The 23,762-nt window shown below is 63.9% G+C and carries 27 protein-coding genes and 4 pseudogenes; 19 read left to right on the top strand and 12 right to left on the bottom strand.

The features are described 5' to 3' along the window. Nucleotides 1-8: 8 nt before the first annotated feature. The gene (locus K369_RS07560; protein WP_036289658.1) at nucleotides 9-1,202 is read right to left on the bottom strand and encodes an efflux RND transporter periplasmic adaptor subunit; all 1,194 of its coding nucleotides are present in this window, start codon (nucleotides 1,200-1,202) and stop codon (nucleotides 9-11) included. 247 nt (nucleotides 1,203-1,449) lie between these two features. On the opposite strand from K369_RS07560, the gene K369_RS07555 reads away from it, so the two are divergent. The 4 genes and pseudogenes from K369_RS07555 (at nucleotide 1,450) to K369_RS28195 (ending at nucleotide 5,084) form a co-directional block, all read left to right on the top strand. Next, the gene (locus K369_RS07555; protein WP_036289657.1) at nucleotides 1,450-2,136 is read left to right on the top strand and encodes a response regulator; all 687 of its coding nucleotides are present in this window, start codon (nucleotides 1,450-1,452) and stop codon (nucleotides 2,134-2,136) included. After that, nucleotides 2,133-3,230 carry an ATP-binding protein gene (locus K369_RS07550; protein ID WP_036289655.1) on the top strand — a complete coding sequence of 366 codons (1,098 nt, stop codon included), beginning with the start codon at nucleotides 2,133-2,135 and terminating at the stop codon, nucleotides 3,228-3,230. Before K369_RS07555 ends, K369_RS07550 begins: the two co-directional genes overlap by 4 nt. Before the next feature lie 30 nt (nucleotides 3,231-3,260). Next, a pseudogene (locus K369_RS28200) lies at nucleotides 3,261-4,196 on the top strand (ABC transporter ATP-binding protein); the annotation flags it as partial. Nucleotides 4,197-4,235: 39 nt separating this feature from the next. Further along, on the top strand, nucleotides 4,236-5,084 hold the full coding sequence (locus K369_RS28195) for an ABC transporter ATP-binding protein (RefSeq protein WP_371033309.1): 849 nt from the start codon (nucleotides 4,236-4,238) through the stop codon (nucleotides 5,082-5,084). A 41-nt stretch (nucleotides 5,085-5,125) separates the two neighbouring features. On the opposite strand, the pseudogene K369_RS25440 reads toward K369_RS28195, so the two are convergent. Further along, a pseudogene (locus tag K369_RS25440) lies at nucleotides 5,126-5,311 on the bottom strand (tyrosine-type recombinase/integrase); the annotation flags it as partial. An 8-nt stretch (nucleotides 5,312-5,319) separates the two neighbouring features. Between K369_RS25440 and K369_RS26330 the strand changes: the two are divergent. The 4 genes from K369_RS26330 (at nucleotide 5,320) to K369_RS07525 (ending at nucleotide 9,118) form a co-directional block, all read left to right on the top strand. Further along, the gene (locus K369_RS26330) at nucleotides 5,320-5,913 is read left to right on the top strand and encodes a hypothetical protein (protein ID WP_156967786.1); all 594 of its coding nucleotides are present in this window, start codon (nucleotides 5,320-5,322) and stop codon (nucleotides 5,911-5,913) included. A 153-nt stretch (nucleotides 5,914-6,066) separates the two neighbouring features. Next, complete coding sequence (locus tag K369_RS07535) at nucleotides 6,067-6,894, top strand: sulfurtransferase/chromate resistance protein (RefSeq protein WP_036289651.1); 828 nt, start codon at nucleotides 6,067-6,069, stop codon at nucleotides 6,892-6,894. Further along, a complete protein-coding gene (chrA, locus tag K369_RS07530; protein WP_084570551.1) occupies nucleotides 6,891-8,414 on the top strand; it encodes a chromate efflux transporter in 1,524 nt (507 codons plus the stop codon). Before K369_RS07535 ends, chrA begins: the two co-directional genes overlap by 4 nt. Next, complete coding sequence (locus tag K369_RS07525) at nucleotides 8,411-9,118, top strand: superoxide dismutase (RefSeq protein ID WP_084570550.1); 708 nt, start codon at nucleotides 8,411-8,413, stop codon at nucleotides 9,116-9,118. The genes chrA and K369_RS07525 overlap by 4 nt, the downstream gene beginning before the upstream one ends. Nucleotides 9,119-9,249: 131 nt before the next feature. Here K369_RS07525 and K369_RS26325 read toward each other — a convergent pair. The 5 genes and pseudogenes from K369_RS26325 to K369_RS07505 form a co-directional block, all read right to left on the bottom strand. Continuing rightward, nucleotides 9,250-9,463, bottom strand: a pseudogene (locus K369_RS26325) (IS3 family transposase); the annotation flags it as partial. A gap of 94 nt (nucleotides 9,464-9,557) precedes the next feature. Beyond that, nucleotides 9,558-9,872 (bottom strand): annotated as a pseudogene (locus tag K369_RS27920) (tyrosine-type recombinase/integrase); the annotation flags it as partial. A 168-nt stretch (nucleotides 9,873-10,040) separates the two neighbouring features. After that, nucleotides 10,041-10,448, bottom strand: a complete 408-nt coding sequence (locus K369_RS07515) for a PIN domain-containing protein (protein ID WP_036289649.1) — start codon at nucleotides 10,446-10,448, stop codon at nucleotides 10,041-10,043. A gap of 8 nt (nucleotides 10,449-10,456) precedes the next feature. After that, the gene (locus tag K369_RS07510; protein WP_051949133.1) at nucleotides 10,457-10,744 is read right to left on the bottom strand and encodes an antitoxin; all 288 of its coding nucleotides are present in this window, start codon (nucleotides 10,742-10,744) and stop codon (nucleotides 10,457-10,459) included. 39 nt (nucleotides 10,745-10,783) lie between these two features. Then, a complete protein-coding gene (locus K369_RS07505; protein ID WP_245278131.1) occupies nucleotides 10,784-13,426 on the bottom strand; it encodes a DEAD/DEAH box helicase family protein in 2,643 nt (880 codons plus the stop codon). A 97-nt stretch (nucleotides 13,427-13,523) separates the two neighbouring features. Here K369_RS07505 and K369_RS07500 point away from each other — a divergent pair, with 97 nt between their 5' ends. After that, nucleotides 13,524-13,781, top strand: coding sequence for a DUF2274 domain-containing protein (locus tag K369_RS07500; protein WP_036289647.1), 258 nt, complete (start codon nucleotides 13,524-13,526; stop codon nucleotides 13,779-13,781). Here the strand turns inward: K369_RS07500 and K369_RS07495 are convergent. Further along, nucleotides 13,745-14,662, bottom strand: a complete 918-nt coding sequence (locus tag K369_RS07495) for a LysR family transcriptional regulator (protein WP_036289645.1) — start codon at nucleotides 14,660-14,662, stop codon at nucleotides 13,745-13,747. The two genes, K369_RS07500 and K369_RS07495, sit on opposite strands and share 37 nt — an antisense overlap. 378 nt (nucleotides 14,663-15,040) lie before the next feature. Here K369_RS07495 and K369_RS07490 point away from each other — a divergent pair, with 378 nt between their 5' ends. Beyond that, complete coding sequence (locus K369_RS07490; RefSeq protein WP_084570548.1) at nucleotides 15,041-15,664, top strand: hypothetical protein; 624 nt, start codon at nucleotides 15,041-15,043, stop codon at nucleotides 15,662-15,664. 29 nt (nucleotides 15,665-15,693) lie between these two features. Here K369_RS07490 and K369_RS25435 read toward each other — a convergent pair whose 3' ends face one another. Beyond that, on the bottom strand, nucleotides 15,694-16,041 hold the full coding sequence (locus K369_RS25435; RefSeq protein ID WP_245278149.1) for a helix-turn-helix domain-containing protein: 348 nt from the start codon (nucleotides 16,039-16,041) through the stop codon (nucleotides 15,694-15,696). Between the two features lie 304 nt (nucleotides 16,042-16,345). Between K369_RS25435 and K369_RS07480 the strand changes: the two genes are divergently transcribed. The 3 genes from K369_RS07480 to K369_RS07470 all read left to right on the top strand — a co-directional run bounded on the left by K369_RS07480 (nucleotide 16,346) and on the right by K369_RS07470 (nucleotide 18,169). After that, nucleotides 16,346-16,864, top strand: coding sequence for an arsenate reductase ArsC (locus tag K369_RS07480; RefSeq protein WP_036289641.1), 519 nt, complete (start codon nucleotides 16,346-16,348; stop codon nucleotides 16,862-16,864). Between the two features lie 61 nt (nucleotides 16,865-16,925). Next, a complete protein-coding gene (locus K369_RS28190) occupies nucleotides 16,926-17,264 on the top strand; it encodes a DUF4880 domain-containing protein (RefSeq protein WP_036289639.1) in 339 nt (112 codons plus the stop codon). Between the two features lie 23 nt (nucleotides 17,265-17,287). Beyond that, nucleotides 17,288-18,169 (top strand): helix-turn-helix domain-containing protein, encoded by an 882-nt coding sequence (locus K369_RS07470; protein ID WP_051949131.1) that lies wholly within the window; start codon nucleotides 17,288-17,290, stop codon nucleotides 18,167-18,169. Between the two features lie 51 nt (nucleotides 18,170-18,220). Here K369_RS07470 and K369_RS27605 read toward each other — a convergent pair whose 3' ends face one another. Then, on the bottom strand, nucleotides 18,221-18,448 hold the full coding sequence (locus K369_RS27605) for a GDCCVxC domain-containing (seleno)protein (RefSeq protein ID WP_084570547.1): 228 nt from the start codon (nucleotides 18,446-18,448) through the stop codon (nucleotides 18,221-18,223). Further along, nucleotides 18,449-18,880, bottom strand: a complete 432-nt coding sequence (locus tag K369_RS07465; RefSeq protein WP_036289637.1) for a hypothetical protein — start codon at nucleotides 18,878-18,880, stop codon at nucleotides 18,449-18,451. Between the two features lie 68 nt (nucleotides 18,881-18,948). Here K369_RS07465 and K369_RS07460 point away from each other — a divergent pair, with 68 nt between their 5' ends. Continuing rightward, the gene (locus K369_RS07460; protein ID WP_036289635.1) at nucleotides 18,949-19,359 is read left to right on the top strand and encodes a helix-turn-helix domain-containing protein; all 411 of its coding nucleotides are present in this window, start codon (nucleotides 18,949-18,951) and stop codon (nucleotides 19,357-19,359) included. Between the two features lie 11 nt (nucleotides 19,360-19,370). Here K369_RS07460 and K369_RS07455 read toward each other — a convergent pair whose 3' ends face one another. Then, nucleotides 19,371-20,153: a sulfite exporter TauE/SafE family protein gene (locus K369_RS07455; protein ID WP_036289633.1), complete on the bottom strand. Its 783-nt coding sequence runs from the start codon at nucleotides 20,151-20,153 to the stop codon at nucleotides 19,371-19,373. A gap of 153 nt (nucleotides 20,154-20,306) precedes the next feature. Here K369_RS07455 and K369_RS07450 point away from each other — a divergent pair, with 153 nt between their 5' ends. The 5 genes from K369_RS07450 to arsA are packed head-to-tail and all read left to right on the top strand — an operon-like array spanning nucleotide 20,307 to nucleotide 23,747. Beyond that, entirely contained in the window at nucleotides 20,307-20,651 is a 345-nt protein-coding gene (locus tag K369_RS07450; protein WP_036289631.1) for a helix-turn-helix transcriptional regulator, read from the top strand. After that, nucleotides 20,648-21,160, top strand: a complete 513-nt coding sequence (locus tag K369_RS07445) for an ArsI/CadI family heavy metal resistance metalloenzyme (RefSeq protein ID WP_036289629.1) — start codon at nucleotides 20,648-20,650, stop codon at nucleotides 21,158-21,160. Before K369_RS07450 ends, K369_RS07445 begins: the two co-directional genes overlap by 4 nt. Beyond that, complete coding sequence (gene arsC, locus K369_RS07440; protein ID WP_036289627.1) at nucleotides 21,157-21,594, top strand: arsenate reductase (glutaredoxin); 438 nt, start codon at nucleotides 21,157-21,159, stop codon at nucleotides 21,592-21,594. The genes K369_RS07445 and arsC overlap by 4 nt, the downstream gene beginning before the upstream one ends. Before the next feature lie 18 nt (nucleotides 21,595-21,612). Next, entirely contained in the window at nucleotides 21,613-21,969 is a 357-nt protein-coding gene (arsD, locus tag K369_RS07435; protein ID WP_036289625.1) for an arsenite efflux transporter metallochaperone ArsD, read from the top strand. An 8-nt stretch (nucleotides 21,970-21,977) separates the two neighbouring features. Continuing rightward, nucleotides 21,978-23,747, top strand: coding sequence for an arsenical pump-driving ATPase (arsA, locus tag K369_RS07430; RefSeq protein WP_156967826.1), 1,770 nt, complete (start codon nucleotides 21,978-21,980; stop codon nucleotides 23,745-23,747). Nucleotides 23,748-23,762 lie beyond the last annotated feature (15 nt).

The following is a 23,762-nucleotide window of genomic DNA, read 5'->3' as shown; positions in this document are numbered from 1 at the left end:
CACGCGCGTCAGCCTTTCGCCTGGATTTTCGTCGTCGTCGGCTCACGCTCGCGCAGCTCGCCGGTGGCGTCGTCGATCACGACCTCCACGCCTGTCGCCTGCTGCCCGGCGCGTACGAGCTGCAGGCCTTCGACGACCACGCGGTCGCCGTCGCCGAGCCCCGCCGTGACCAACCAATTATTGCCGACCGTCCTGCCGATGGAGAGCACGCGCTCCTCGATCTTGTCGTCCTTGCCGAGCACCAGCGCCGTCGCCTGCCCCCTGACATTGCGGGCGACTGCGCGCTGAGGGACGAGGAACGCACCATACGCGGCGCCTTCCTCGACGGTCGCCCGGGCGTACATTCCCGGCAGAAGCAGTCGCGACGGATTGGGGAAGACCACCCGCAGTGTCGCCGTTCCGGTCGTCTGGCTGACTTTGGCCTCGGTGAATTCGAGCCGTCCGGTCATGGGATAGACCCAGCCATTTTCGAGCTTCAGCTTCACATCGACTTTGCGCTCCGACGATCGGATGTGGCCCTCGTCGATGGCCCGTCTCAGCTCGAGCAAGGCGGCGCTCGATCGGGTGAGGTCGACATAGATCGGATCGAGCGTGCGGATGGTGGTGAGCGTGTCGGCCTGACCGGCCGTCACCAGCGCGCCTTGCGTCAGCGAGGATTTGTCGGTGCGGCCGCCGATCGGCGCCTTGATCGTCGTATAGTCGAGATTGATCTTCGCGCTGGCGACATTCGCCTGAGCCGTCGCCACCTCGGCGCGCGCCTGGGCCAGAGCGGCGACGGCCTCCTCGAGATCCTGCGTGCTGACGGCGTTCTTTTTGATCAGCCCCTGATAGCGCTCGACCTTGGCTCGAGCGCTGGGCACGGCGGCCTCGGCCTTTTGCAACGCGGCGACGGCGCTGTCGTGCGCGGCTCGATAGGGGGCGGGATCGATCTGATAGAGCGGCGCGCCCTCGGCGACCTCGCCGCCTTCCTGGAACAGGCGCTTCTGAATGATCCCCGCGACCTGCGGCCGGACTTCCGCCACCAGCGAAGCGACGATGCGGCCGGGCAGCTCGGAAGCGATGGCGACATTTCGTGGATGCAAGGTGACCACGCCCACCTCTGGCCGCACAGATGACGCCTTGCTTCGGTCGCTCGACATGAAGTCGCATCCGGCGAGCGCGGCGGCGGCGGTGAAGGCGGCGATCGTCGGGCGAAAATTCATGGCGCGCTTTCGAGAATATTGCCGAGGTTTCGGGTTCGATCGTGACCTACGCCGTCGCCGTTCGAGAATCGTGCAGATTTGATGGAGATTTGATGGAGACCGCGGATGTTCGCGCTCTCGAGGCGTCGGGGGCCGTTTGCAGCGGCCGGAATTTCGGCCATATGTCGGGGTGGTCAGAGCGCGCGAAGGCGCCGTCCCACCTGCGAGGACCGATGAGCCCATTCAGCACGCCCGCGAGCGTTCGACGATGAACGAGCTCGTTCTCATCGCCGACGACGAACCGGAAATCACTGCGATTCTGGATGCCTATCTGGCGCGGGAAGGGCTGCGAACCGTGAGCGCTGCGGATGGCCGGATCGCGCTCGATCAACATGCGATTCTGAAGCCGGACATCGTCTTGCTGGATGTGAACATGCCGAATGTCGACGGCTGGGAGACTCTGGCCGAGCTGCGGCGGCGCGGCGACACGCCGGTCATCATGATCACCGCGCTCGACGAGGACATAGAGCGCCTTCAGGGATTGCGTCTCGGCGCCGACGATTATGTGGTGAAGCCGTTCAATCCGGCGGAAATCGTCGCACGCGTGAAAGCGGTTCTGCGGCGAACCAATGCCCGCGCCGACATCCCCGTCTTGCGCATCGGCAAGCTCGAGATCGATCTTCAAAGCTTTCTCGCCAGGGTGCGAGACGGCGACGCCACTGCGACGCTGCCCTTGACGCTGACGGAATTCCGCCTCCTCGCCCATATGGCGAAATCGCCCTCGCGCGCGTTCAGCCGCGGCGAGCTGGTCGACGCCTGCCTGCCCGGCGGCGACGCGCTCGAGCGGACCGTCGACAGTCACATGAGCAATCTGCGCCGCAAGCTCGACGAAGGCGGCGCGACCGGCCTGATGAATGTCGTGCGCGGCGTCGGCTATCGGCTGACGACGCCATGAGCCTCCATCGTTTGAGCCGACAGATCACGCTGTCGATGAGCGCGGTCGTCGCCGTCGCCGTGATGATCGTTTTCGTCGGCTCCTTCACCTTCTACGGCATCTATCTGACCTACTACCCGCCGCCGCCCGGCCCGCCGCCGCTGCTTCCCGAGGCGCCGGACTTCGTGCTGAACGCGGTCCTGCTGCTCGTCGCTCTCGTCATCGCGATCTTCGCTGCGCTTCGCTTGACGAAGCGGATTCTCGTGCCTCTCAACTCGCTGGCCGAAGGCGCGCGCAGGATCGCCGCTGGCGATCTTACGGCGCGGGCCTCGCCCGACGACAGATCGCTCGGCGAAACGGCTCGACTCGTGGACGACTTCAATGCGATGGCGCAACGCCTCGAGGACAGCGTCGCGGCGATGGCCTCCTGGAACGCGGCCATCGCGCATGAGCTCCGCACGCCATTGACGATATTGCGGGGCCGGCTGCACGGTCTCGCAGACGGCGTGTTCGCGCCGAGCGACGAATTGTTCCAAAATCTCCTGTCGCAAGTGGAAGGCTTGTCGCGCCTCGTCGACGATCTGCGCATCGTCACTCTGTCGGAAAGCCGCCGGCTGGAGATGCGCTTCGAGCCGACCGATCTCGAGCGGGAGATTCGGCAGGCCGTCGAGGCGATGCGGCCCGCTCTCGTCGAGGCCGGCTTCACGATCGAGATCGACGCTCGCCGCGTCATTCTGGCTTGCGACGGGGTTCGATTGCGGCAGGCGCTGCTCGCCCTTCTCGAGAATGCAAAACGCTATGCGACGCCAGGGCTCTTGCGCGTTTCGACCCGGATCGAACAGAATGAGCTCATGATTGCCGTCGAGGACCAGGGGCCGGGCCTCGCTCCCGACTTCGCGCCCCATGCCTTCGATACATTCAGCCGGGCGGAAGCCTCGCGCTCGCGCCGCCACGGCGGCGCGGGCCTCGGCCTCTCCGTGGTGCGCGCCATAGCCGAGGCGCATCACGGCCGCGCGCAATACAGAACCTCCGCGGCCGGCGGCGCGATCTTCGAGATTATTCTGCCGCTCGCCCGAACGCGCGATCGCATCGGCGGCGACGCGCCAGCCGAATGAGGGCGCCGCCACGAAACTGATCGAACGACCATGGACAATCGAATGACTGCCGCGCCTGCGATAGACAGAGCCGATAGCGATTACGAGAAAGTCGCCGCAACGCATGTGTCTCTGCGCCGCGTTCTCGAGCTGTTCAGGCCTTACCGCGCCAAGATCGCAATTGTCGCCTTCCTGATGCTCCTCGGCGCATGCACGGGCATGTCATCGCCTTTTCTCCTGCGCGCAATCATCGACGAGGCTCTGCCCAGTTCCGATCTGCATCAGCTCGTCGCGCTGGTGGTCGGCCTGCTGTTCGTCGCTGTCCTGTCGACCTGCCTCAGCACAGCGCAGGTGATATTGTCGGTCGGGATCGGGCAAGCGATCATGCATGATCTGAGGGTGAGGGTCTATTCGCACCTTCAATCCTTGTCCCTCGGCTTCTTCACAGCGACGCGCGCAGGGGAAATTCAGTCGCGCATCTCCAGCGACATATCCGGGCTGCAATCGCTCGTGACCACCAGCGCGAACGAGCTGGCGCGGGCGTCGGCCACGGTGATCATGACCGCCGCGGCGATCGTGCTGCTCGAATGGCGATTGGCTCTCTTCGTATTTCTGATCGTTCCCGGAACGGTGGCGATCAGCAATCGCGTCGCGAAAATGCGCGAAAAGCTGCTTTTCGAGCAGCAGGAGCGCATTGCCGACATGTCGTCGGCGATACAGGAGACGCTTTCGATCTCCGGCGTGATCCTCGCCAGAACGATGAATCGCGGCGAGCATTTGTCGCATCGCTTCTCGCGCCTTTCCGGAGAGGTGGCGAAGCTCGAAGCTCGCGCGCATACGGCGGGCGAATGGCAATGGGCGCTCATCAACCTCGCGCTCTCCGTGCTTCCGGCGCTGACGCTGCTGGTCGGCGGACTGCTGATGCAGGCCGGCGCGCCGATCAGTATCGGCACGCTCGTCGCCATGATCGCGCTGCAGGAGCAGCTATTGTGGCCGCTCGAGCAGCTTCTGGAAATCGGACGGGAAATGCGAACGACCCGCGCGCTCTTCGCGCGGATCTTCGCTTATCTCGACAGACCGGTCGAGATCACGCAACGCGCCGACACGATCGCGCTCGACCGGGCCGACATGCGCGGCGCGGTGCGGGTGGAGAATGTCTCCTTTTTCTATCCGGGCGCCGCGACTCCCGCTCTGCGCGATGTCTCCATCGACATTCCGACCGGCGGCCATCTCGCCATTGTCGGCGCGACCGGTTCGGGCAAGACCACGCTCGGCTATCTCCTCGCGCGACTCTATGACGTGGACGCAGGCGTCATCTCCTTCGACGGCGTCGATATTCGCGCGCTTCGTTTCGAGACGCTCGCCGACATGCTCGGCGTCGTGACGCAGGAGCCTTATCTGCTCCATGCGACCGTCGCCGAGAATCTGCGCTTCGGCCGCCCGGAGGCGTCCGACGATCAGCTCGCGAGGGCCGCGCGCATCGCCCAGATCCACGAGATGATCATGGCCTTGCCCGACCGTTATGAGACGCTGGTCGGGGAGAGAGGCTATCGCTTTTCCGGCGGCGAGAAGCAAAGGCTGGCGCTCGCGCGCGTCATTCTTCGCGATCCGCCGATCCTGCTGCTCGACGAAGCGACCAGCGCCCTCGACGCAAAGACGGAGCACGCCATGGCGTGCGCCCTCGCGACACTATCGCAGGGACGCACGACCATCACGATCGCCCACCGCCTCTCGACGGTGCGGCAGGCCGATCAAATCATCGTCTTGCAGAAGGGCCAGATCGTCGAACGCGGCACACACGACGAGCTCGTTTCCCAAGGACGAACCTATTCGGAACTGGTGATGCGATCGCATCTCGACCGGCAAACTGCGTGACGCCTCTGCAGAGCCCCTCTCATGCAGCTCACGCTCTGAATTCAAGCCACCATCCCGCTCTTCCGAACATGAAACCGCTCCGGCTCGAGATGTGTGTATCGACGAAGCATCCTCCCGTTTCGATGGCCGGTGACCAACGCCACTTGCTCGATCGAAAAGGCCGCCTCGAAAAGACGGCTTGCGCCTTCATGCCGCAAATCACGAAAATGTAGGTCGAAAATCTCTAGGGCGCGGCATGTCCGACGAAACGCAGTTCCTACTGAACGACTGTTGTATTGTGTCCGATCACGCGGGTCTGCGCGCCGCTCTTCTCATCGGGAAATCGGATCGCGCCCTCTTCCTCGTCGAGCCAGCCGCGCTCGACTCCGAGTCCTGCCATGCGGCGAAAGCCGGTCAGCAGAAGGAACAGGATGGCGGCCGGCGCGGTCGGATGCTCGCCGTCCACGGCGGCGGCGCGGAGCGTCTTGCCGAGCCGCTCGATCTCGGCGCGGCTGAGCCCGCAGGACTCGACCAAGCTGCTTTTAGCGCGGTGGCCGAGGCCGAATTGCGCACGGACCCGGCTGCCGGGAAGCGCCGCGACAGTCTGACCGCTGCCATCGACATCATGATCACCGAAGATTTCGCGGGCATCCTGCCCTTCGACAACGTCCGGCGAAGGGTCACACAGTCACAGCCGCGAACCGTAGGGCCGGCCTTACATTGGGCGCCGATTGCCAGATCGCCCCATCGCCCGTGTCCGAGGAGCCGCGGCGGCGACCTCGGAACTCTCGAACCCGGAGCCAGCTCGACGAACCTCTCCAATCCAATGATTTTAATTGAAAATTGTTAGCAACCAAAATTTGTCGAAAGGACGAATTTCTGCATTCTGGACGGTATTGACAGACTTCGGCAGGTTTGGTGTAACGTCCGCTCATGGGGAAGCGATCTCCCCACGAGGCGACATGCCCAAGAATCGCGTCCGGTTCTCCACCAAGGGCGCATCATGTCGTCGATCAACTCCATCTCTCCCGACAAGCTCGCGCGTCTCATCGGCGTCCGCCATTGTCCGGCGCTCGTCGATGTTCGGACGACGGAAGAATTCAAAGCGGACCCGCGTTTCGTCGCGGGCGCCCTGCGCCGCGATCAGGCTTCTGTTTCCGAGTGGGCGTCCGAGTTCGCCGGTCGCGCAGCCATCGTCGTCGACCAGACCGGCGGCGCATCCGGCGAAGGCGTTGCGGCATGGCTGCGGCAAGCGGGCGCGTCGTCGGCGGACGTTCTGAGCGGCGGCCATGTCGCATGGGTCGAGGCCGGCGGCCCGCTCATCCCGGAAGCGAAGCTGCCTCCGCGTGACCGTCTGGGTCGGACGATCTGGGTCACACGGACGCGGCCGAAGGTCGATCGCATCGCCTGCCCGTGGCTGATCCGCCGCTTCGTCGATCCGAAAGCGGTGTTTCTCTTTGTCGCGCCCGCCGAAGTCTCCTCGGTCGCCGAACGCTTCGACGGCGCTGCGTTCGACATCGACGGCGCCTTCTGGAGCCACAGGGGCGAACGCTGCACCTTCGACGCCATGCTCGATGAATGGGGACTGACGATAGAGCCCTTGCGACGGCTTGCCGTCATCGTGCGCGGAGCCGACACGGCCCGCACCGATCTCGCGCCGGAAGCGGCCGGCCTGCTCGCGGCTTCGCTCGGTTTGTCTCGAATGTATGCGGATGATCTCGAGCTGCTCGAAGCGGGAATGACGCTCTACGACGCCTTTTATCGTTGGCGCCGCGACGCTGCCGACGAACCTCACAACTGGCCTCCGGCCAAGTCGGGAAAGACGCCATGAGCGCGCTGATGGGAAGTCGTGCGCGCGCTCATGGCGTCTCTTTGCGCGAGGCGTTCGACGTATGGGCGCGGATCGCCTTCTGGAGTTTCGGCGGTCCTGCGGGGCAGATCGCTCTCATGCACAAGGTTCTGGTGGAGGAGAAGCGCTGGCTCTCCGAGAGCCGATTTTTACATGCGCTCAACTACTGCATGCTGCTCCCCGGTCCAGAAGCGCAGCAGCTCGCGACCTATGTCGGTTGGCTGATGCACGGAACGCTCGGCGGCGTCATGGCCGGCGGCCTTTTCGTGCTCCCTGGCGCGGCCGCTATCATGGGGCTGAGCGTCGTCTATGTGCTGTTCGGCAAGATCGGCATCGTGGCGGCGGCGTTTTTTGGTCTCAAGGCCGCCGTTCTCGCCATCGTCGTCGAGGCGGTGATCCGCATCGGGAAGCGCGCGCTCGCGAACCGGGCGCTGCAAGGGATCGCCGCGGCCGCTTTCGCATCGATTTTCTTTTTCGATGTGGCGTTCCCGCTGATCATTCTCGGCGCGGGCCTCGTCGGTTATTTCGGCGGAAAGAAGGGATGGCCGCAATTCTCCGGCCGCGCTCACGCGAGTGGCGTGAAAAGCGACGACAGCCTGCTCGGCGACCTTCTGCCTCTCCATACGTCTGCTTCCGCTCGAGCGACTTTGCAATGCGTGGCTGTCTGCTCGTTCCTCTGGCTCGCGCCCGTGACGATCCTGGCGCTGACGCTCGGCCCGGAGAACGTTTTCAGTCAGATCGCCGTGTTCTTCAGCAAAATGGCGATGGTGACTTTCGGCGGAGCCTATGCGGTTCTCGCTTATGTCGCTCAGCAAGCCGTCGATGAATTTCATTGGCTGCGCTCACATGAAATGCTCGACGGGCTCGGACTGGCCGAAACGACGCCCGGCCCTCTCGTCATCGTTCTGCAATTCGTCGGATTTCTCGCGGCGTATCGGCAGCCCGGCGTCCTCCCGCCGATCCTCGCCGGCGCTCTCGGAGGCCTGTTGACGACATGGGTGACCTTTGTCCCGTGCTTTCTCTGGATTTTTCTGGGCGCGCCCTATGTCGAAAAACTGCGTGACAATCGCGCGCTCGCCGGGGCGCTCACGGCCATCACCGCGTCGGTCGTCGGCGTCATCCTCAATTTGGCGATCTGGTTCTCCATCCATGTCCTGTTCCACGAGACGGCGCCCGTGCGGGGGCTCGGCTTCTCCTTCGAGATTCCGTTGCTCGCGAGCGTCGATCCTCTGGCGTTGCTATTGACGATCGGCGCGGCGCTCGCCTTGTTTCGTTTCGGTCTCGGCGCGCCGCGCACCCTCGCGCTGTGCACGGCGGCCGGGGTATTGCTGTTTATCGTCGGCGCGGCGCCGGCGGCGGCTCGGACTCTGGCCGCGCCTGAAAGCGCAGCGATGCGGGCGGCCGTCAATTATTCGCTCGCGCCGAAGATGATGAAGTCCAGCCATATGGATGAACGAGGCGCGAGTAACACCAACCGAACATTCCTGAGGAGTAGACGATGAGCAATCACCTCGATCGCAGAATTTTTCTCGGCGCCGCCATGACGGCCGGCGCAGCGTTAGCGACGGCTCCCTCGCGGGCGGAAGACGCCGCCGCGTCTCCGCGAAAGCCTTTCGTTCATACGATAAAGCCACTGCCGTTCGATCCGAAAAGCGTCAAAGGCTTCTCGGAAAAAATTATCACCTCTCATTACGAGAACAATTACGGCGGCGCGGTCAAACGACTGAACGCCATCGTCGAGCAGCTCGCGGGGCTCGACTTCGACAAGGCGGCGGGGTTCCAGATCAACGGCCTGAAACGCGAAGAGCTGATCGCGACCAATTCCATGATCCTGCACGAAATCTATTTCGCGGGTCTCGGCGAAGCCAGCAAGCCGGGAGCGGCGCTCGCCGAGGCGATCGAGCGCGACTTCGGCTCCTTCGATCGCTGGCGCTCGGAATTCACCGGCATGGGCAAAGCGCTGGGCGGCGGATCCGGCTGGGTCATCCTCGCCTATGACAGGCACGGGCAGAGGCTCGTCAATTCATGGGCGAACGATCACACTCAGAGCATCGCCGGAGGCGAGCCGATCTTGGTTCTCGACATGTTCGAGCACGCCTACCAAATGGATTTCGGAGCCAAGGCCGCCGACTATGTGAAGGCCGTCATGGCTGCGATCAATTGGTCCAACGCCGATCGCCTGTATGAGAAATATCGCAAGTCCTGACGAACGGGCGCAACTCTCAGCGGCGCGCCTCTGCAGCGCGCTCCGGCGCGCCTTTCGGCCTGTAGGTCGTGGGCGAGCCTGAGGATCACGTTGAAACACCCCGGGGTTCGCTGGAGGCCATTTTGTTTGAGTCAGACCGGCATGGCGGGCTCCTCGAGTCGCGCGTAATAGCGCGCTTCGGCGTCGGCGAGATGTTTCCGATCGGCTCCAGCAGTCTGTGCTTGTCGAACCGAACCCATTCGAGCCTGGCGAACTCCATGGCCTCGGAGCTTCGCCAGGGCTCGCATCGCAGAGTCCGTTGATCGTCTCGGCGAGCGCGTTGTTGTAGCCGTCGCCGGCGATGCCGTAAATCCTGAAAAATCTCGAGGGCGCGACATGTCCGACGAAACGCGGTCCCCACCGATCGACTATTGTATGAATTCGACCCCTTGGTGCTTTTCGAGGCTTCCTTCTGCTCGTGAACGAGAGCGCATGCGTCATAGCCGCTCACGCCGAGAAGTGGAATCTTCTGATTGTTGCCCGACTTCCGGCGCGGGTCTTTCCGATCTCTGACGAGAAGCATCTTATGGTCTGGATCGAAATCCTCCCAGGCGACGCGGCAAATTTCATCGAGCCGCATCGCAGTCGCGATCGCGAAGCGCACGATCCGTCCCAACGGAATTGTCAGCTTCGGCGTCAAATCGGCTCGTGCGATAATGCGATCGATTTCGTCCTGCGTCGGCCGGCGATCGCGTTCGTTTCCCTTCCCGACCAATCCCAAACGGTTCAGCGCAATGCGTGCGAGGTCGGTCGGCTCCGTCGAAAGCAACAGACTCTACAACCTGATCGACTCGCGCCCACACCCATCCTTCCGGCAACTCCCACGGCCCATCCCCGCTCGCCGCATCGCCGCCCGCAGCCTTCGGCATCTCCTCCACGAGCGTCATGCCGCCCAATCCGTCACCAGCAGCCCCGGCACGCGCTCGAACTCGCGGCGATTGAGCGTCACCAGCGCCGCGCCGCGCCGCCGCGCCTGCGCCGCGACGAGATAGTCGAAGGGGCCGATCGGCGTCCCCTGCCTTTCGAGGAACGCCCTTATGTCCGCCGCTTCGCGCGCATCCTCGATGTCGAACGCCGGCTGGCCGATCCCGGCGGACAAAAAGCCATCGAGGAGGGCGCGCGCCTGTTCGGCTCGGTCGCTCTTGGCGATTCCATAATCGAGCTCGAACAGCACGATCGCGGGGACGATGAGCGCCGTTCCCGCCCTCAGCTCATTGTCGAGCCTCGTGGCGATCCAGGGCCTCCGCTTGTTCAGGGCGAAGATGACGATATTGGTGTCGAGACAAAACATCGTCCGCGTCAATCGAATGAGATCGAGTCGTCGGGCTCGAGCGGCGGATCGTCAGGCAGACCATCGGGCAAGAAGTCCCGCGCGCCCAAGGCGTCGAGCCGCGCGCGCCAGGCCTCCACGTCGAACGGCTCCTTTTCCAAAGGCTCCAGGATCACCTTGTCGCCCACCTTGCTGACTCGCACCTCGTTCCCCTCGAAACGGAATTCCTTGGGCAGGCGCACGGCCTGACTGCGGCCATGCATGAACAGCTTGGCGGTCGCTTTCCCTTCGATGGGCTTGCCGGCGCTCGCGGTCATCTCGAGCCTCAGTGGAATGTCATCTATCCGTGATAGATATCATGCGACCAGCGCATCGGTCAATTCGTCAAGAAGCACAGGCAGGCGGGCGCCGAACAAGGCGCGCGCCCGGACGATTCCGCCTCGGGCGGCAAAATCCGGCGCGTCCATGACGTCCTGCTGCCTGATCTCGATATTGACGGCGAGATGATCGCGGATCGCCGTGAGCCATTCCCTCTGCTCGTCGCTATAGAGGCGGCCCGCCTTCTCCTCGCGGCCGAGCCACAGGTTGAAGCGACCGGCAATGACCGACGGCAGCGGCTCCAGCGCCTCGCTCTCGCTGAGCGCATAGCGCACGAGCATGACGATGTCGGCCAAAGTGCCGGCCGGGTTTCTCCGCACCTTCTCGCCGGCGAGCCGCTTATAGGCCCGCCAGACGTCGACCGGCTCGAGCAGCCAGGGCGGCCGCTTCAGCGCCTCTTTCAAATCATCCACGGCCTCATAGGTGAGATGCCGCTGCACATAGGGCAGCCGATAGAGAATTTGCAGCGTGACCAGCTCATCGCGCTTTTCCTCGAGGAAGCGGCGGAAGCGCTCGATCGTGTCGGCGGCCTTGTTCTCGTCCCAGCCGGACGAGATCACCGCATCGGTGGAGATCGTGTCGATGCGAATGTCGGCTGCGGCTTTCACGTCCTTGAGGAGACGCCGCAGAGCCGGATCGTCGAAAACGAACGCCGCTTCATCCTTCGCCGCCTCCCGCGCCGCGCGTTGCTCCGCCTCGGGAGCATCTTTGGGCGCCCGGGCCGCCAACGAATCCGGATCGATCGCATCCAGCAGCCGGCGAGCGAGACCGGCGAGGTCGATCCCGCCCGTGGCCCTCGCGATCGCCGCCCGGTCCTTCTTGCCGATCCGCCGATCGAGCGCCGAGAGCCGCGCCGCGAGAGTGGCGAAGGCGTCGTCGTCCCGCCGGCCGGCGGCGATCTCGTCGACGAGCTTGTCGAAAGAGATGACGCGGTCTCGCTCCAGCGGCTGTGAAACCGATTTCAGGCTCTCCGTCACGCCGACAGCGTCGATGAGGACGAAGCGGGTCTTGGCTTCGGCGTCGGGCGTGACCTCGCGCAGCTTTTCGGCGCTGATGGTTCGCGCGCCTCGGCCCTTCATCTGCTCGAAATAGAGCTCGGACTTCACGTCGCGGAGGAAAATCAGGACCTCGATCGGCTTCACATCCGTGCCGGTGGCGATCATGTCGACCGTCGCCGCTATGCGCGGATTATAGTCGTTGCGAAAGGCGCGGATCAGCGTCTCGGGATCGGCGCCGTCGGTGCGATAGGTGATCTTTTTCGCGAAGTCGTTGCCCTTGCCGAAAACGTCACGAAGAATGCCGACGATCTCCTCTGCATGATGATCGTCCTTGGCGAAAACGAGCGTCTTCGGGACCTCCTTCCGGCCTGGAAACAGCTCTGTGAATAGAGTGTCGCGGTAGGTCTCGAGGATTGTTCTGATGTGGTTCGGCACTAGGACCGAACGGTCGATCTGCTCCGGCGTGTAGGAATAGTCTTCCGTCAGCGTCTCGTAGCGTTCCGCGCGGGTGCGCTTGTCGCGCACCGGCAGATCATATCCCGCTTTGACGGTCGAGCCGCGCTCTCCGATTTCCGTGCGGACGCGGAAGACCTCGAAGGCGACATTCACGCCGTCCACGACGGAGCGCTCGTATGGGTATTGCGCGACGAGATTCCTGCCGAAAAAGCCCAGAGTGTGAAGCGAGGGCGCTGCGGTCAGACCGACAGTGAAGGCGTCGAAATATTCGAGAACTTGCCGCCACGTCCCATAGATCGAGCGATGGCATTCATCGGTGATGACGAGGTCGAAGCTCTCGATCGGAATCGCCGGATTGTAGGCGATGAGGCAGTCGACATTGCTGCCGCCGCCCTCGAATGACGAAGCCTCCTCGTCCTCCTCCGAAAGCTGTTTGCCGGTCAGCACGGAATAGACGCGCTGGATGGTCGCGACGACGACCTGCGCGTCTTTGTCGAGCCCGGCCGCTCCGAGCTTCTGAACATTGTAGACTTCCGAAAAGGAACGCCCGACGCCGGGCGGTCGGTAGGCGAGGTATTCGTCCCGCGCCTGGCGGACGAGATTGGCGCGATCCGCCAGGAACAATATTCGCCGAAACCCTGCATGGGCCAGGATACGATAGCTCAGAGTGCAGGCGGTGAAGGTCTTGCCGGCGCCCGTCGCCATCTGCACCAGCGCGCGCGGATGGTTCTGCGCCATCGATCTCTCGAGAGCCGCGACCGCATCGATCTGGCAGGCGCGCAGTCCTTCCCTGTCCAGGTGCGGCATTTCCTTCAGCCTTGCGCGGATCGTCGCCGGCTGCTTGATCCACCGCTGCAGCGTTTCCGGGCGATGAAACGCAAAAACACGCCGAGAAACAGGCTCCGGATCGGCATGGTCGCGGAACAGAATTTCCATTCGAGACGCGACATATTCGAATCGCACCTGTCCTTCTTCACGAACGAGATGCTTGGGTACATCCGCGATGTAGCGCGCCGCCTGCTCGGAAAATCCGGACAGGGTCACGCCCTCCGCTTTCGCCTCGATGACGCCGCAGAGCCTTCGATCCACGAACAGGCCGTAGTCGACGGGACCCGATTCGGTCTGGAACTCCCGAACGGCGACTCCGACTCCTGCCCCGAGGTTCATGTCGACTTTCGATTGGACAAGCCAGCCGCATGCCGCGAGCGACTGGTCGATAGACGATCGCGCTCGATCCTCGGGATGGCAGCCGGCCGAAGGGACCGTGACGAAATTGAAGCTCGGTCCGCTCGCCGACGACAAGCCCGTCAAAATCACCGTCGAGATTCCCGCCTCTCTGCATCGCGATCTTGCCGCCTATGCCGACGCGCTCGGCCGAGCCAATGGGCAGACGATCGCCGATCCGCTCAAGCTGATAGTTCCGATGCTTCAGCGCTTCATCGCGACCGACAGAGCCTTCGCGAAGACTCGGACGCGTCCGAAACCTCAACCCGATGTCGCGGAAACCGAAAGGTCGGGATAGCGGGCGCGCAACAGATCGAGAAATCGTTGCAGCATCGGACTGCTGTTCGTCTCTTTCCAATACGCCGCGAACTGAAGCCGCATTTGCCCACAGTCGCCATGCAGCTCGCGATGAGTCACTCCGGGGCAGCCAAATCCGGCAGCGCCTTCGAGCAGTGGCGCGACGCCATAACCGGCGCCGACGAGGCTCAGTAGCCTGTCGAGGCTGACATCCTGATAGCTGATACGCAAAGAACCCGAGCCGCCGGCCTTCATGCTCAGCATTTGCTCGAGCTCGGAATCGACGCCGCTCCGCGTCAGCAATATCCGATTGTCGCAAAGCTCCCGCCATTGGATCGCTGGCCGACTATTGAGCGGGTGATGTTCCTGAACGGCGACGACGACCCGTTCGCCCCAGAGCGGCAGAACGCGGTCGCTCCACTTTCCGCCGCCGGAGGTCAGTATGGCGACGTCGATCGCGCCGGCGGCGACCTCGCCGAGCAATCCCACCTTGGCGCCGTCGACCAGGAGAATATCCGCATCCGCGATCTGGCGGCACAACTCCGCGAGCGTCTCCCGCAGATTGCCGGCCGAAAGCGACGAGCAAATCCCTATTCGTAATGGCCCGCGTCCGCCATTGCGTCGCGTTTTGAATGTGAGGAAGAGCCGGTCCGCTTCATCGACAATGGGCCGCGCCAAATCCAGAAATTCGCGACCGATCGGCGTGAGCTTCGTTCCGCCGGTCGTGCGCTCGAACAAGTCCACGCCGAGTTCACATTCGAGATCGTGCAATCGACGGCTGAGTGTGGATTGACGCGTCTTCAGCGTCTCCGCCGCTTGCCGAAGGCTTCGATGCCGCGAGGCGACAAGAGCCCATTTCAGATCTCGAAGTTCCGAATTCACCTGAAAAGCCCGGTTTCACAAGCTGATTTCCAGAATCGGACATGCCGACGACGCGGACCCCGCCGATCGCTCTAATATTTCATACTTCATTGAAAATAAATGGCCTTTTCAAGGCTGTCGATCGAGCGGCTATCGCTTTGCAAGCTATAGGTTTTTCGGCGAACGGACCCGATTCCTCCTCAATCGATGCGCCGTCCCGAACAGCCCGACCGCTTTGCTGCGCAAGGCTATGGACGCCAGCGTTTCCAATATCCGTTGCTAAAACGTTCTATGCGGCTTACCTTCTCCCGGCTGCAATTTCATGAGCAGCGGCCGAACGGGATGTTCGAGCATCCCGCCCGGCCTGACCACAACCCAAGCTGAAGTGGAGCCTGGATCATGGCTGATTCTGAAGATAGCACGACTCCGCCCGCCGTTAGCTGGCGCGCCATTCTGCGAGGAACCGGCGCTTTGCCGCCTGCGAAAAAGACGGGAGAGGCGCCGTCCGACCCCGCGCTGCAGCTCTGGCGAAACTGGCAGGCCAATCACACGCAGGTCATCGCGCTGACTCGCCAGTGGCAGCGCATCGAGAAGAAGCTCATTCGCACGGTCGGCATCCCCGAAGTTGCGATCCGCCTTTCCGGCGAGGAGGAGCCGAAAATCGCGCAATCGGTCGACGAGATCGAGGAGCTGGTCGCGCACGAGCCGGCGCTCGAGAGAGAAGCGCTGATCGCCGCGTTCGACGAGCGGCAAAAGCGATGGAACGAGGCGGCGGCGACGCTCGGCTTCGACGCCGTCGACGCGGAGCTCCGAGCCGCTCTCGGCAAGGAGCGCGATTTTGTGGCGTCGGTCCCGAAGACGAAAGCCGCCAGCCTGCCGGGCGTCGCGGCCAAGCTCGCCATTCTCATTCAGCTCGGCGAGCCGAGCCCGACAGATGCGGAATTTCCTTGGCCGGAACTGCGCTCGGCGCTGGCGGATATCGCCCGGTTGGCGTCCCCGGAAGCGGCAGTCTCGCCGATGTGATCCTCGTGCTCGGGTCCATGGCCGCTCGGCTATGGACCCGGCTTCTTTCGGGCAGTGGCCCTTTGCGCGGGCCTCTCCCTCTTGCGAGCTGGCTTTGCGCCTTTCTCGGCCTGCGCCTTCGGGCGAGTGCCTTCAGTCGATGCCGTAGACGACAACTTCGCCTCCGCGGTTTCGCTCGCAGGCCTCAGAAGCTCGAGCGCCGGAATTCCGAGAGCGTCGGCGAGGCGACCGACGACATCGACCGTCGCCGAATAGACGCAGCGTTCGATCGAGCTGATATAGGTGCGGTCGAGTTCGGCTCGATGGCCGAGCTCCTCCTGCGACAGGCGTTGCGCCCGTCGATATTTCCTCAGATTGCGCGCCAGCGTCTCTCGCATTTCCATGACGAGAGTCCAGAGCGAGCGCTGCGCCAAAAGGCAGAAAATAGCGCTGCACGGAAGCCCGCCCGGTTCGACACCGTAGCAGATTGCCTCGCCTCCGCGGAGCGCCTCTTATTCCTGCGGTCCCGGGCGAATGTTCGTAATTCACGTCGGAGCGCGGCGGAACCGTACGCGGGCGTATTGGGGCCAATCAAAAAATCGCATCAAAGCCACTCTCCCGCTTTGCAGAAGGAGTGACGAGCGATATATATATCGATATGTCGATATCTATGGACATAACGACTCGTTCCGGGAGAAGGCAATGACGGAAGGCAAAGTCTATAACGTGCTGTTTCTGTGCACCGGCAATTCCGCGCGCTCCATCATCGCCGAGGCGATCCTCAATCGCGTGGGCGCCGGTCGCTTCAAAGCCTATAGCGCGGGCTCCCGGCCAAAAGGCGAGGTCAATCCCTGCACAGTGGCGATATTGGAGAAGTCCGGCTTCAAGGCGGACGGCTATCGCTCCAAGAGCTGGAGCGAGTTCGCCGAGCCCGGCGCTCCGCCGCTCGATTTCGTCTTCACCGTCTGCGACGACGCCGCGAAGGAAGAGTGCCCCTATTGGCCGGGCCAGCCGATGACCGCGCATTGGGGCTTGCCCGACCCCGCCGCTGTCGAAGGGACCGAGGTCGAGAAGCATCTGGCCTTCGCCGACGCTTTCCGCATGCTCAACAACCGCATCTCGATCTTCGCCTCTCTTCCTATGAAGGGCCTCGACAAGCTCTCCTTGCAGAGGCGGCTCGAGGAGATCGGCAAGGCGACGCCTGTCGACGGAGCCGCCTGAGCGGGTCGCGCTCGGAGGCGGACGGCTTGGGTCATGCTCGAAACGCCGGACTTGCGATCTGATGGAACCGGACGATCCGCCTTCCGATTTGGACCCGCTGCTGTGCGAGGCTGTTTCATGGGTCGTCCGCGCGCATTCGGGTGAAGCGACACGCGCCGATCGCGTCGAGTTACAGCAATGGCGCGGGATGAGCGCTGAGCATGAGGAAGCCTTCCGCCAAGCCTCATGGCTCTGGCGCGTCTGCCGTGAGGCGGCGCGCCAGCTCGCCGAGGAAGCCGCAGCCGCGACGGCCGCCGCGGATCGGTCTCCGGCAGGCGATCGATGCGATCCACTCCAGGACGATTTGTCGACGGATAGGGACACGTCGAGAAATCGACTATTCTCGCCAAAGGACCGCTGACGGTCCAAGGAGGCGAGGGACAAATGGCGGAAGATCGGATCGCCGCAGCCGAGATCGTCGGCATTTTCGAGGCCCTGGCGCAGACGACGCGCCTCGAGGCCTATCGTCTGCTGCTGCGCTATCTTCCCTACGGACTGCCGGCGGGCGACATCGCCCGCCTTCTCGCCGTGCCGCACAATACGCTGTCGACCCATATCGCCCATCTCGAGCGCGCTGGACTCGTCCTCGGACGACGCGAGGGGCGCTCGGTCATCTATGCCGCGAATTCGAGCAAATTGGGCCATGTGCTTACGACAATGCTGGCCGATCTCGGGACGTCGCTCGACGATCTCCCTCTCGCGGCGCCCGCCTTTCCGCAGAAGCGCCCCAAATCGGCGAGCAAGCGGGTCCGCAATGTTCTGTTTCTCTGCTCCGGCAACGCCGCGCGCTCCATTCTGGCGGAGGCGATCCTGAACCGCGAGGGCGGCGACCGCTTCCGCGCATATTCGGCCGGCAGCCGGCCCGCCGAGCGGCCCGATCCGATCGGCGTCGCATTGCTGTCGTCGCTCGGCTACGACACGCGCGCGTTTCGCTCCAAGAGCTGGAAGGAATTCACGAGGCCGGACGCGCCGCGCATGGATTTCGTCATCACGCTCTGCGACGACATATGCGAGCAGCCCTGCGGCCCCTGGCCGCGCAATGCGCTGCTGGCGCATTGGGGCGTCGCCGATCCGGCGCTGGCGAAGGGCGACGATGTCCAGAAGCGCGCCGCCTTCATGGACGCCTATCGCCGCCTCGGCGCGCGGCTTACGGCCTTCGTCAATCTGCCCTTCGAGTCGCTGGACCGGGCCGCTCTGAAGAGCCGCCTCGCCGAAATTGCGACGATGGAGGGGGCGACGGAGCTGGCGGTGAAGAGCGCGGCGTGAGGAAGAGATCTCGCACGTTTCCGAATGTGCGCGATCATGTGAACGATGGCGCTATGCGCCGGAACAACATTCGGCGGCGCGATCACGCGCTTTCGCCTCCTGGATCGGCGGGCACGGCGCGTCGCCGTAAGAGCAGAAGACGCAGCAATCCCCGGCCTTCGGCCTGAGCAGAGCCCCACATCCCTTGCATGCATAGAAGAACCGGCAGGCGTCGGTCGGCATCGTCTCGGTCGCCCGATGGCCGCAAGCCGGACAGGTTATCGTGGATTCGAGTTGCATTCACCGCCCCCAGAAGAACTTCAGCAGCACAGGGTCTATGTGGCTCCAGCTCGCAGCCAGCGCCACGATGAGAGAGGCGAGCAGCAGCAGCCCCAGCGTCGCGCGTGATCGCTCCGGCGAGGCGCAGCCCACACGCGAAACGCAAGGAGCCGGACGCTTCCACCACCAGGCGCCCCATCCCCCGGCAATAGCCAAGGCGCTGATGACCAGAAACGGAACGCGCCACCCGGCGACCATCTCGAGGCCGCCGAGAACGCTCGCGCCCGCGCCTGCCGCGGCGAGTCCGAGCGGAATGACACAACATGAGGAGGCGACGACAGCGCCGAGACCCGCGACGAGCCCCAGTGAAGCAAGCCACTTCGACGTCGCCGGTATGGCGGGAGGAGGGGCTGAGGGTGAAGTCATCTCGTCTGCAGCATCGTCCACTGTCATGGCTCGCCCTTCCTTTACGGTTGGGCTATCCTGCAACCCGTAGCGGCTACGGGTGCAAGAGAAATTCCATGCGGCCATTGACGATCGGTCGGCTCGCGGCGGCGGCGGGCGTCAACCTCGAGACCGTGCGCTATTATGAGCGTATCCATCTCATGCCCCCGCCGGCGCGGACAGCGAGCGGACATCGCGCCTATGACACGGCGCACATTCGCAGGCTCGCCTTTATCCGCCGCGCCCGCGAGCTTGGTTTCAGCATCGAGGACATTCGCGCCCTTCTCGCTCTCGCCGCGCCGTCTCGCGCTTCCTGCGCCGAAGTTCGCGAAATTGCGAGAACCCATCTCGACGACGTGCGGACGAAGCTCGCCGACCTCATGAAGCTCGAGCGCATTCTCGGCGAGACGATCGCCCATTGTTCCGGCGATCCCGCCCCGTCATGCCCTGTGCTCGATATGTTGGACGGCGGCGCGAAGCCGGGTTAGGCTCCGCCTCCTCATTCATGTCGCCAGATCTTGACGGCGGAAATGACGAGGATCGCGGCCAGAAGCGGCAGCAAGATCGCGCTCGGCGCCATGCCGAGCAGCCGTCCGCCGATGAATGCGCCGACGATGGAGCCGAGCGCCATGACGCCGACGAAGGAGCGATTGTGTCGCAGCACTGCGAAGCTGCGATCGCGACTGTAACGGGCGAAGCCGACGATCATCGTCGGCAGGCTGATCGCGAGCGAGAGGCTGCCCGCGAGCTTGATATCCACGCCAAACAGCAAAACGAGGGTCGGGATAAGCAGTTCGCCTCCCGCAACGCCGAGAAGCGAGGCGACGAGCCCGATGACGAAACCCGCCGCAACTCCCGCAACGAGTTGGAGACTGCCGCTCGCAAGCGCTTGTCCGCTCGCATGGTCATGGCCGAACAGCAGCAGGGTGGCTATGCCCACCAGCAGCAGAGCAATCACGCGGTATAGCGTCGCCGATTTGAGGCGCGTCGCCCATCCCGCCCCGTGCCATGCGCCGAGGAGACTTCCTGCCAGCAGATTGAGGATAACCGGCCATTGAGCGGCGACGTCGCCCAGCGACACGGCTGACGCCCGAAACGGCAAGGCCGAGGCGACAACGACGAGGCTCGTCGCTTTATTGACGATCACCGCTTCGAGCGCGCCGAACTGGAATGCGCCAATCAGTAATGGCAGACGGAACTCAGCCCCGCCCAGCCCGATCAGTCCGCCGAGCGTTCCGATGATCGCTGCGCCGCCGAACGCCGCCGCTTTGTTGTCCCGCACGCGTGTTCCTCACTTTTTCTCGCGGCTTTGTGCGGAACCTGCCGCGCGCCGATCACTGCGATGTGCATAGGTCCAAGGTTTTAAATCCACAAACCGGGCGTTGCGACGAACTCGTTCCCTTGACGGAGCCCATACTTCAAATATATTGGAAACATGGAAAAGAACGACGCCATCGCGGCCCTCGTGGCGCTCGCCCACGAGTCCCGGCTCGATATCTTCCGGCTGCTGATGCAGGCCGGCCCCGAGGGGCTGCCTGCGGGAAAAATCAGCGAGCGGCTGGGGCTTCCTTCGACCACGCTGTCTTTCCACCTCAATCAGCTCAAGCACGCCGATCTCGTGACCTTCCGTCGGGACGGCCGCTCTCTGATCTATTCGGCCGCCTATCCCGTCATGAACGCGCTGCTCGCCTATCTGACGGAGAATTGCTGCAAGGGCGACGCGGCCACTTGTTGCGTCACGGAAGCCGATACGACCTGCCAGACCGAGAGGGTTCCATGAAGCGCCTGCATCTGCATGTGTCCGTCGAGGACCTGCCGCGATCCATCCAATTCTACAGCGCGCTGTTCGGCGCGGCGCCGACGGTCGCAAAGCCCGATTACGCCAAATGGATGCTCGACGATCCGCGCGTGAATTTCGCCATTTCGGCGCGGGGCGGAACGAGCCTCGGATTGGAGCATCTCGGCATTCAGGTCGAAACCACCGACGAGCTGCACGACGTCTATGGCCGCCTGAAGCAGGCCGGCGGACGCGTCTATGAAGAGGGCGCGACCACCTGTTGCTATGCGAAATCGGAAAAATCCTGGATCGCCGATCCGCAAGGGCTGATGTGGGAAACCTTCCTCACGACGGGAGAAAGCCCGGTCTATGGCGGCGATCCGGCGCTGGACGCGCTGAAGGGCGAGGCTCGCGCCTGCTGCACGCCGACGACGCCGCAAGGCGAATGCTGTCCGCCGAAGCCGGAGCTTCCCGCGAAGGCGGCGTGCTGCGGCGCGAAGGAGCCCGCATGAGCGCGCCCGATGTGATCATCTATCACAACCCCGATTGCGGAACCTCGCGCAACACGCTCGGCCTCATCCGCAACGCCGGCATAGAGCCGCATGTGATCGAATATTTGAAGACGCCGCCGACGCCCGCGCTGCTGGCGCAGCTCATCGAACGAATCGGGAAATCGACCCGCGCGATTCTGAGGGAAAAAGGAACGCCCTATCACGAGCTCGGCCTCGGCGATCCGACACTGACGGAAGAGCGGTTGCTCGATGCAATGATGGCGCATCCGATCCTCATCAATCGGCCGATCGTCGTCACCTCCGAGGGCGTCAGACTGTGCCGTCCGTCGGAGTCGGTTCTGGATATCCTGCCGCTGCCGCAACGCAGTGAGTTCCGCAAGGAGGACGGCGAGCTGGTAGTCGATTCCGATGGTCGACGCGCGGCGACGAAATAGCGATCGAAGGAGAGGGATATGACGGCAATCGAAATCTATGACCCGGCGCTCTGTTGCAGCACCGGCGTGTGCGGAACCGAGGTCGATCAGGCGCTGGTGACTTTCGCCGCCGATGTCGATTGGGCCAAGCAGAACGGCGCCCGCATCGAGCGTTTCAATCTGGCGCAGCAACCGCTCGCCTTCGCCGAGAATGCGACGGTGAAAGCCTTTCTCGAGCGCTCCGGACAGGAGGCGCTGCCGCTGGTGCTCGTTGCGGGCGAGGTCGCTCTCGCCGGGCGCTATCCGAGCCGCAGCGAGCTTGCCCGTTGGGCGGGTCTCGTCGAGACCGCGATGGAGCCGAAGCAGAGCGGATGCTGCGGCGGCGGCAGTTGCTGAAGCCCGTGATCAAATTCCTCGAGCAACCGCCGCGCTTCCTGTTCTTCACCGGCAAGGGCGGCGTCGGCAAGACGTCGATCGCTTGTGCGACCGCGATCGCGCTTGCCGAGGCCGGGCGGCGTGTCCTCTTGGTCAGCACCGATCCGGCGTCCAATGTGGCGCAAGTGTTCGGAACGATCATCGGCAATCGGATGACCGACATTCCCGGCGCCCCAGGTCTGTCGGCGCTGGAGATCGACCCACAGGCCGCCGCTCGAGGATATCGCGACCGCATCGTCGGCCCAGTGCGCGGCGTGCTTCCGGACGCGGTGGTGAAGGGGATCGAGGAACAATTATCGGGCGCCTGCACGACGGAGATCGCCGCCTTCGACGAATTCACCGCGCTGCTGGTCGATTCCACGCTGACCGCGGATTACGACCATATCGTCTTCGACACCGCGCCGACGGGGCACACGATCCGCCTGCTTCAATTGCCCGGCGCCTGGAGCGGCTTTCTCGAATCCGGCAAGGGCGACGCCTCTTGCCTCGGACCGCTGGCGGGGCTGGACAAGCAGCGCGCTCAATATGGCCAGGCCGTCGAAGCGCTGGCCGACGCCGGGCGCACGCGCCTCGTGCTCGTCGCCCGCGCGCAGCGGTCGGCGCTGAACGAGATCGCTCGCACGCATAAGGAGCTGGCGGCGATCGGCATCGCGCAGCAATATCTCGTCATCAACGGCTTGCTGCCGGAAGAGGAGGCGAAGCAGGATAGGCTCGCCGCCGCCATCTATGAGCGCGAGCAGGCGGCGTTGCGCGCGCTTCCCAGCGAGATCGCCGCTTTGCCCTGTGATCGCGTCGCGCTCAGGCCGTTCAATCTGGTCGGCCTCGACGCCTTGCGGCAATTGCTCGACGCGACGCTGGCGCCGGTGGGCGCGAGCGAGGATGTGCCGATCGTGCTCGACGCGCCGAGCTTGTCAGAGCTGGTCGACGCCATAGCTGCGGATGGTCATGGCCTCGTGATGCTGATGGGCAAGGGCGGCGTCGGCAAGACGACTCTGGCGGCCGCCGTCGCCGTGGAGCTCGCCCGCCGCGGCTTGCCCGTGCATCTCACCACCTCCGACCCGGCCGCGCATCTTTCCGAAACACTCCATGGATCATTGGAGCAACTGAAAGTGAGCCGCATCGATCCGCATGTGGAAACGGAACGCTATCGCCGCGAAATCCTCGCCGCCAAGGGCGCCAAGCTGGACGCCGCCGGCCGGGCGCTACTGGAGGAGGATCTGCGCTCGCCCTGCACCGAGGAGATCGCCGTTTTTCAGGCCTTCTCGCGCATCATCCGCGAGGCGAGCGAGACCTTCGTGGTGATGGACACGGCGCCGACCGGCCACACTCTGCTGCTGCTGGACGCGACGGGCGCCTATCATCGCGAGGTCGCGCGCCAATTGGACGCCAAAGGCGCGCATTACACGACGCCGATGATGCAATTGCAAAATCCGCAGCAGACCAAGGTTCTGCTCGTGACTCTCGCCGAGACGACGCCCGTGCTCGAAGCCGCCGCCCTCCAGGCCGATCTGCGGCGCGCCGGAATCGAGCCTTGGGCGTGGATCATCAACAATAGCGTCGCCGCGGCGCATCCGCATTCGCCGCTGCTGCGTCAGCGCGCGCGCAATGAAATACGCGAGATCGATGCCGTCGCCGCCACACATGCGCGGCGCTATGCGATCGTCCCGCTGCTGAAGGAAGAGCCGGTCGGCGTTTCTCGCCTTCTGGAATTGGCGGGCCGCGTCGTCGCCACAGCCTGATATTTCACCGAAAGG

This window comes from Methylosinus sp. PW1, assembly GCF_000745215.1.
GTDB lineage: Bacteria > Pseudomonadota > Alphaproteobacteria > Rhizobiales > Beijerinckiaceae > Methylosinus.
This window is presented reverse-complemented; position numbering and strand designations above follow the sequence as displayed.

Bases quoted from the DNA above. Each gene is read 5' to 3' on its own strand.
- K369_RS07480 (WP_036289641.1), top strand. From the start codon at position 16,346: ATGACGGAAGGCAAAGTCTATAACGTGCTGTTTCTGTGCACCGGCAAT.
- K369_RS07465 (WP_036289637.1), bottom strand. From the start codon at position 18,880: ATGACAGTGGACGATGCTGCAGACGAGATGACTTCACCCTCAGCCCCT.
- K369_RS07525 (WP_084570550.1), top strand. From the start codon at position 8,411: ATGAGCAATCACCTCGATCGCAGAATTTTTCTCGGCGCCGCCATGACG.
- K369_RS07450 (WP_036289631.1), top strand. From the start codon at position 20,307: ATGGAAAAGAACGACGCCATCGCGGCCCTCGTGGCGCTCGCCCACGAG.
- K369_RS26330 (WP_156967786.1), top strand. From the start codon at position 5,320: ATGTCCGACGAAACGCAGTTCCTACTGAACGACTGTTGTATTGTGTCC.
- K369_RS28190 (WP_036289639.1), top strand. From the start codon at position 16,926: ATGGAACCGGACGATCCGCCTTCCGATTTGGACCCGCTGCTGTGCGAG.
- K369_RS27605 (WP_084570547.1), bottom strand. From the start codon at position 18,448: ATGCAACTCGAATCCACGATAACCTGTCCGGCTTGCGGCCATCGGGCG.
- K369_RS07535 (WP_036289651.1), top strand. From the start codon at position 6,067: ATGTCGTCGATCAACTCCATCTCTCCCGACAAGCTCGCGCGTCTCATC.
- K369_RS07555 (WP_036289657.1), top strand. From the start codon at position 1,450: ATGAACGAGCTCGTTCTCATCGCCGACGACGAACCGGAAATCACTGCG.
- K369_RS07560 (WP_036289658.1), bottom strand. From the start codon at position 1,202: ATGAATTTTCGCCCGACGATCGCCGCCTTCACCGCCGCCGCCGCGCTC.
- K369_RS07460 (WP_036289635.1), top strand. From the start codon at position 18,949: ATGCGGCCATTGACGATCGGTCGGCTCGCGGCGGCGGCGGGCGTCAAC.
- chrA (WP_084570551.1), top strand. From the start codon at position 6,891: ATGAGCGCGCTGATGGGAAGTCGTGCGCGCGCTCATGGCGTCTCTTTG.
- K369_RS07470 (WP_051949131.1), top strand. From the start codon at position 17,288: ATGGCGGAAGATCGGATCGCCGCAGCCGAGATCGTCGGCATTTTCGAG.
- K369_RS25435 (WP_245278149.1), bottom strand. From the start codon at position 16,041: ATGCGAGAGACGCTGGCGCGCAATCTGAGGAAATATCGACGGGCGCAA.
- arsD (WP_036289625.1), top strand. From the start codon at position 21,613: ATGACGGCAATCGAAATCTATGACCCGGCGCTCTGTTGCAGCACCGGC.
- K369_RS07445 (WP_036289629.1), top strand. From the start codon at position 20,648: ATGAAGCGCCTGCATCTGCATGTGTCCGTCGAGGACCTGCCGCGATCC.
- arsC (WP_036289627.1), top strand. From the start codon at position 21,157: ATGAGCGCGCCCGATGTGATCATCTATCACAACCCCGATTGCGGAACC.
- K369_RS07490 (WP_084570548.1), top strand. From the start codon at position 15,041: ATGGCTGATTCTGAAGATAGCACGACTCCGCCCGCCGTTAGCTGGCGC.
- K369_RS07505 (WP_245278131.1), bottom strand. From the start codon at position 13,426: ATGAACCTCGGGGCAGGAGTCGGAGTCGCCGTTCGGGAGTTCCAGACC.
- K369_RS07510 (WP_051949133.1), bottom strand. From the start codon at position 10,744: ATGACCGCGAGCGCCGGCAAGCCCATCGAAGGGAAAGCGACCGCCAAG.
- K369_RS07550 (WP_036289655.1), top strand. From the start codon at position 2,133: ATGAGCCTCCATCGTTTGAGCCGACAGATCACGCTGTCGATGAGCGCG.
- K369_RS07515 (WP_036289649.1), bottom strand. From the start codon at position 10,448: ATGTTTTGTCTCGACACCAATATCGTCATCTTCGCCCTGAACAAGCGG.
- K369_RS28195 (WP_371033309.1), top strand. From the start codon at position 4,236: ATGCGAACGACCCGCGCGCTCTTCGCGCGGATCTTCGCTTATCTCGAC.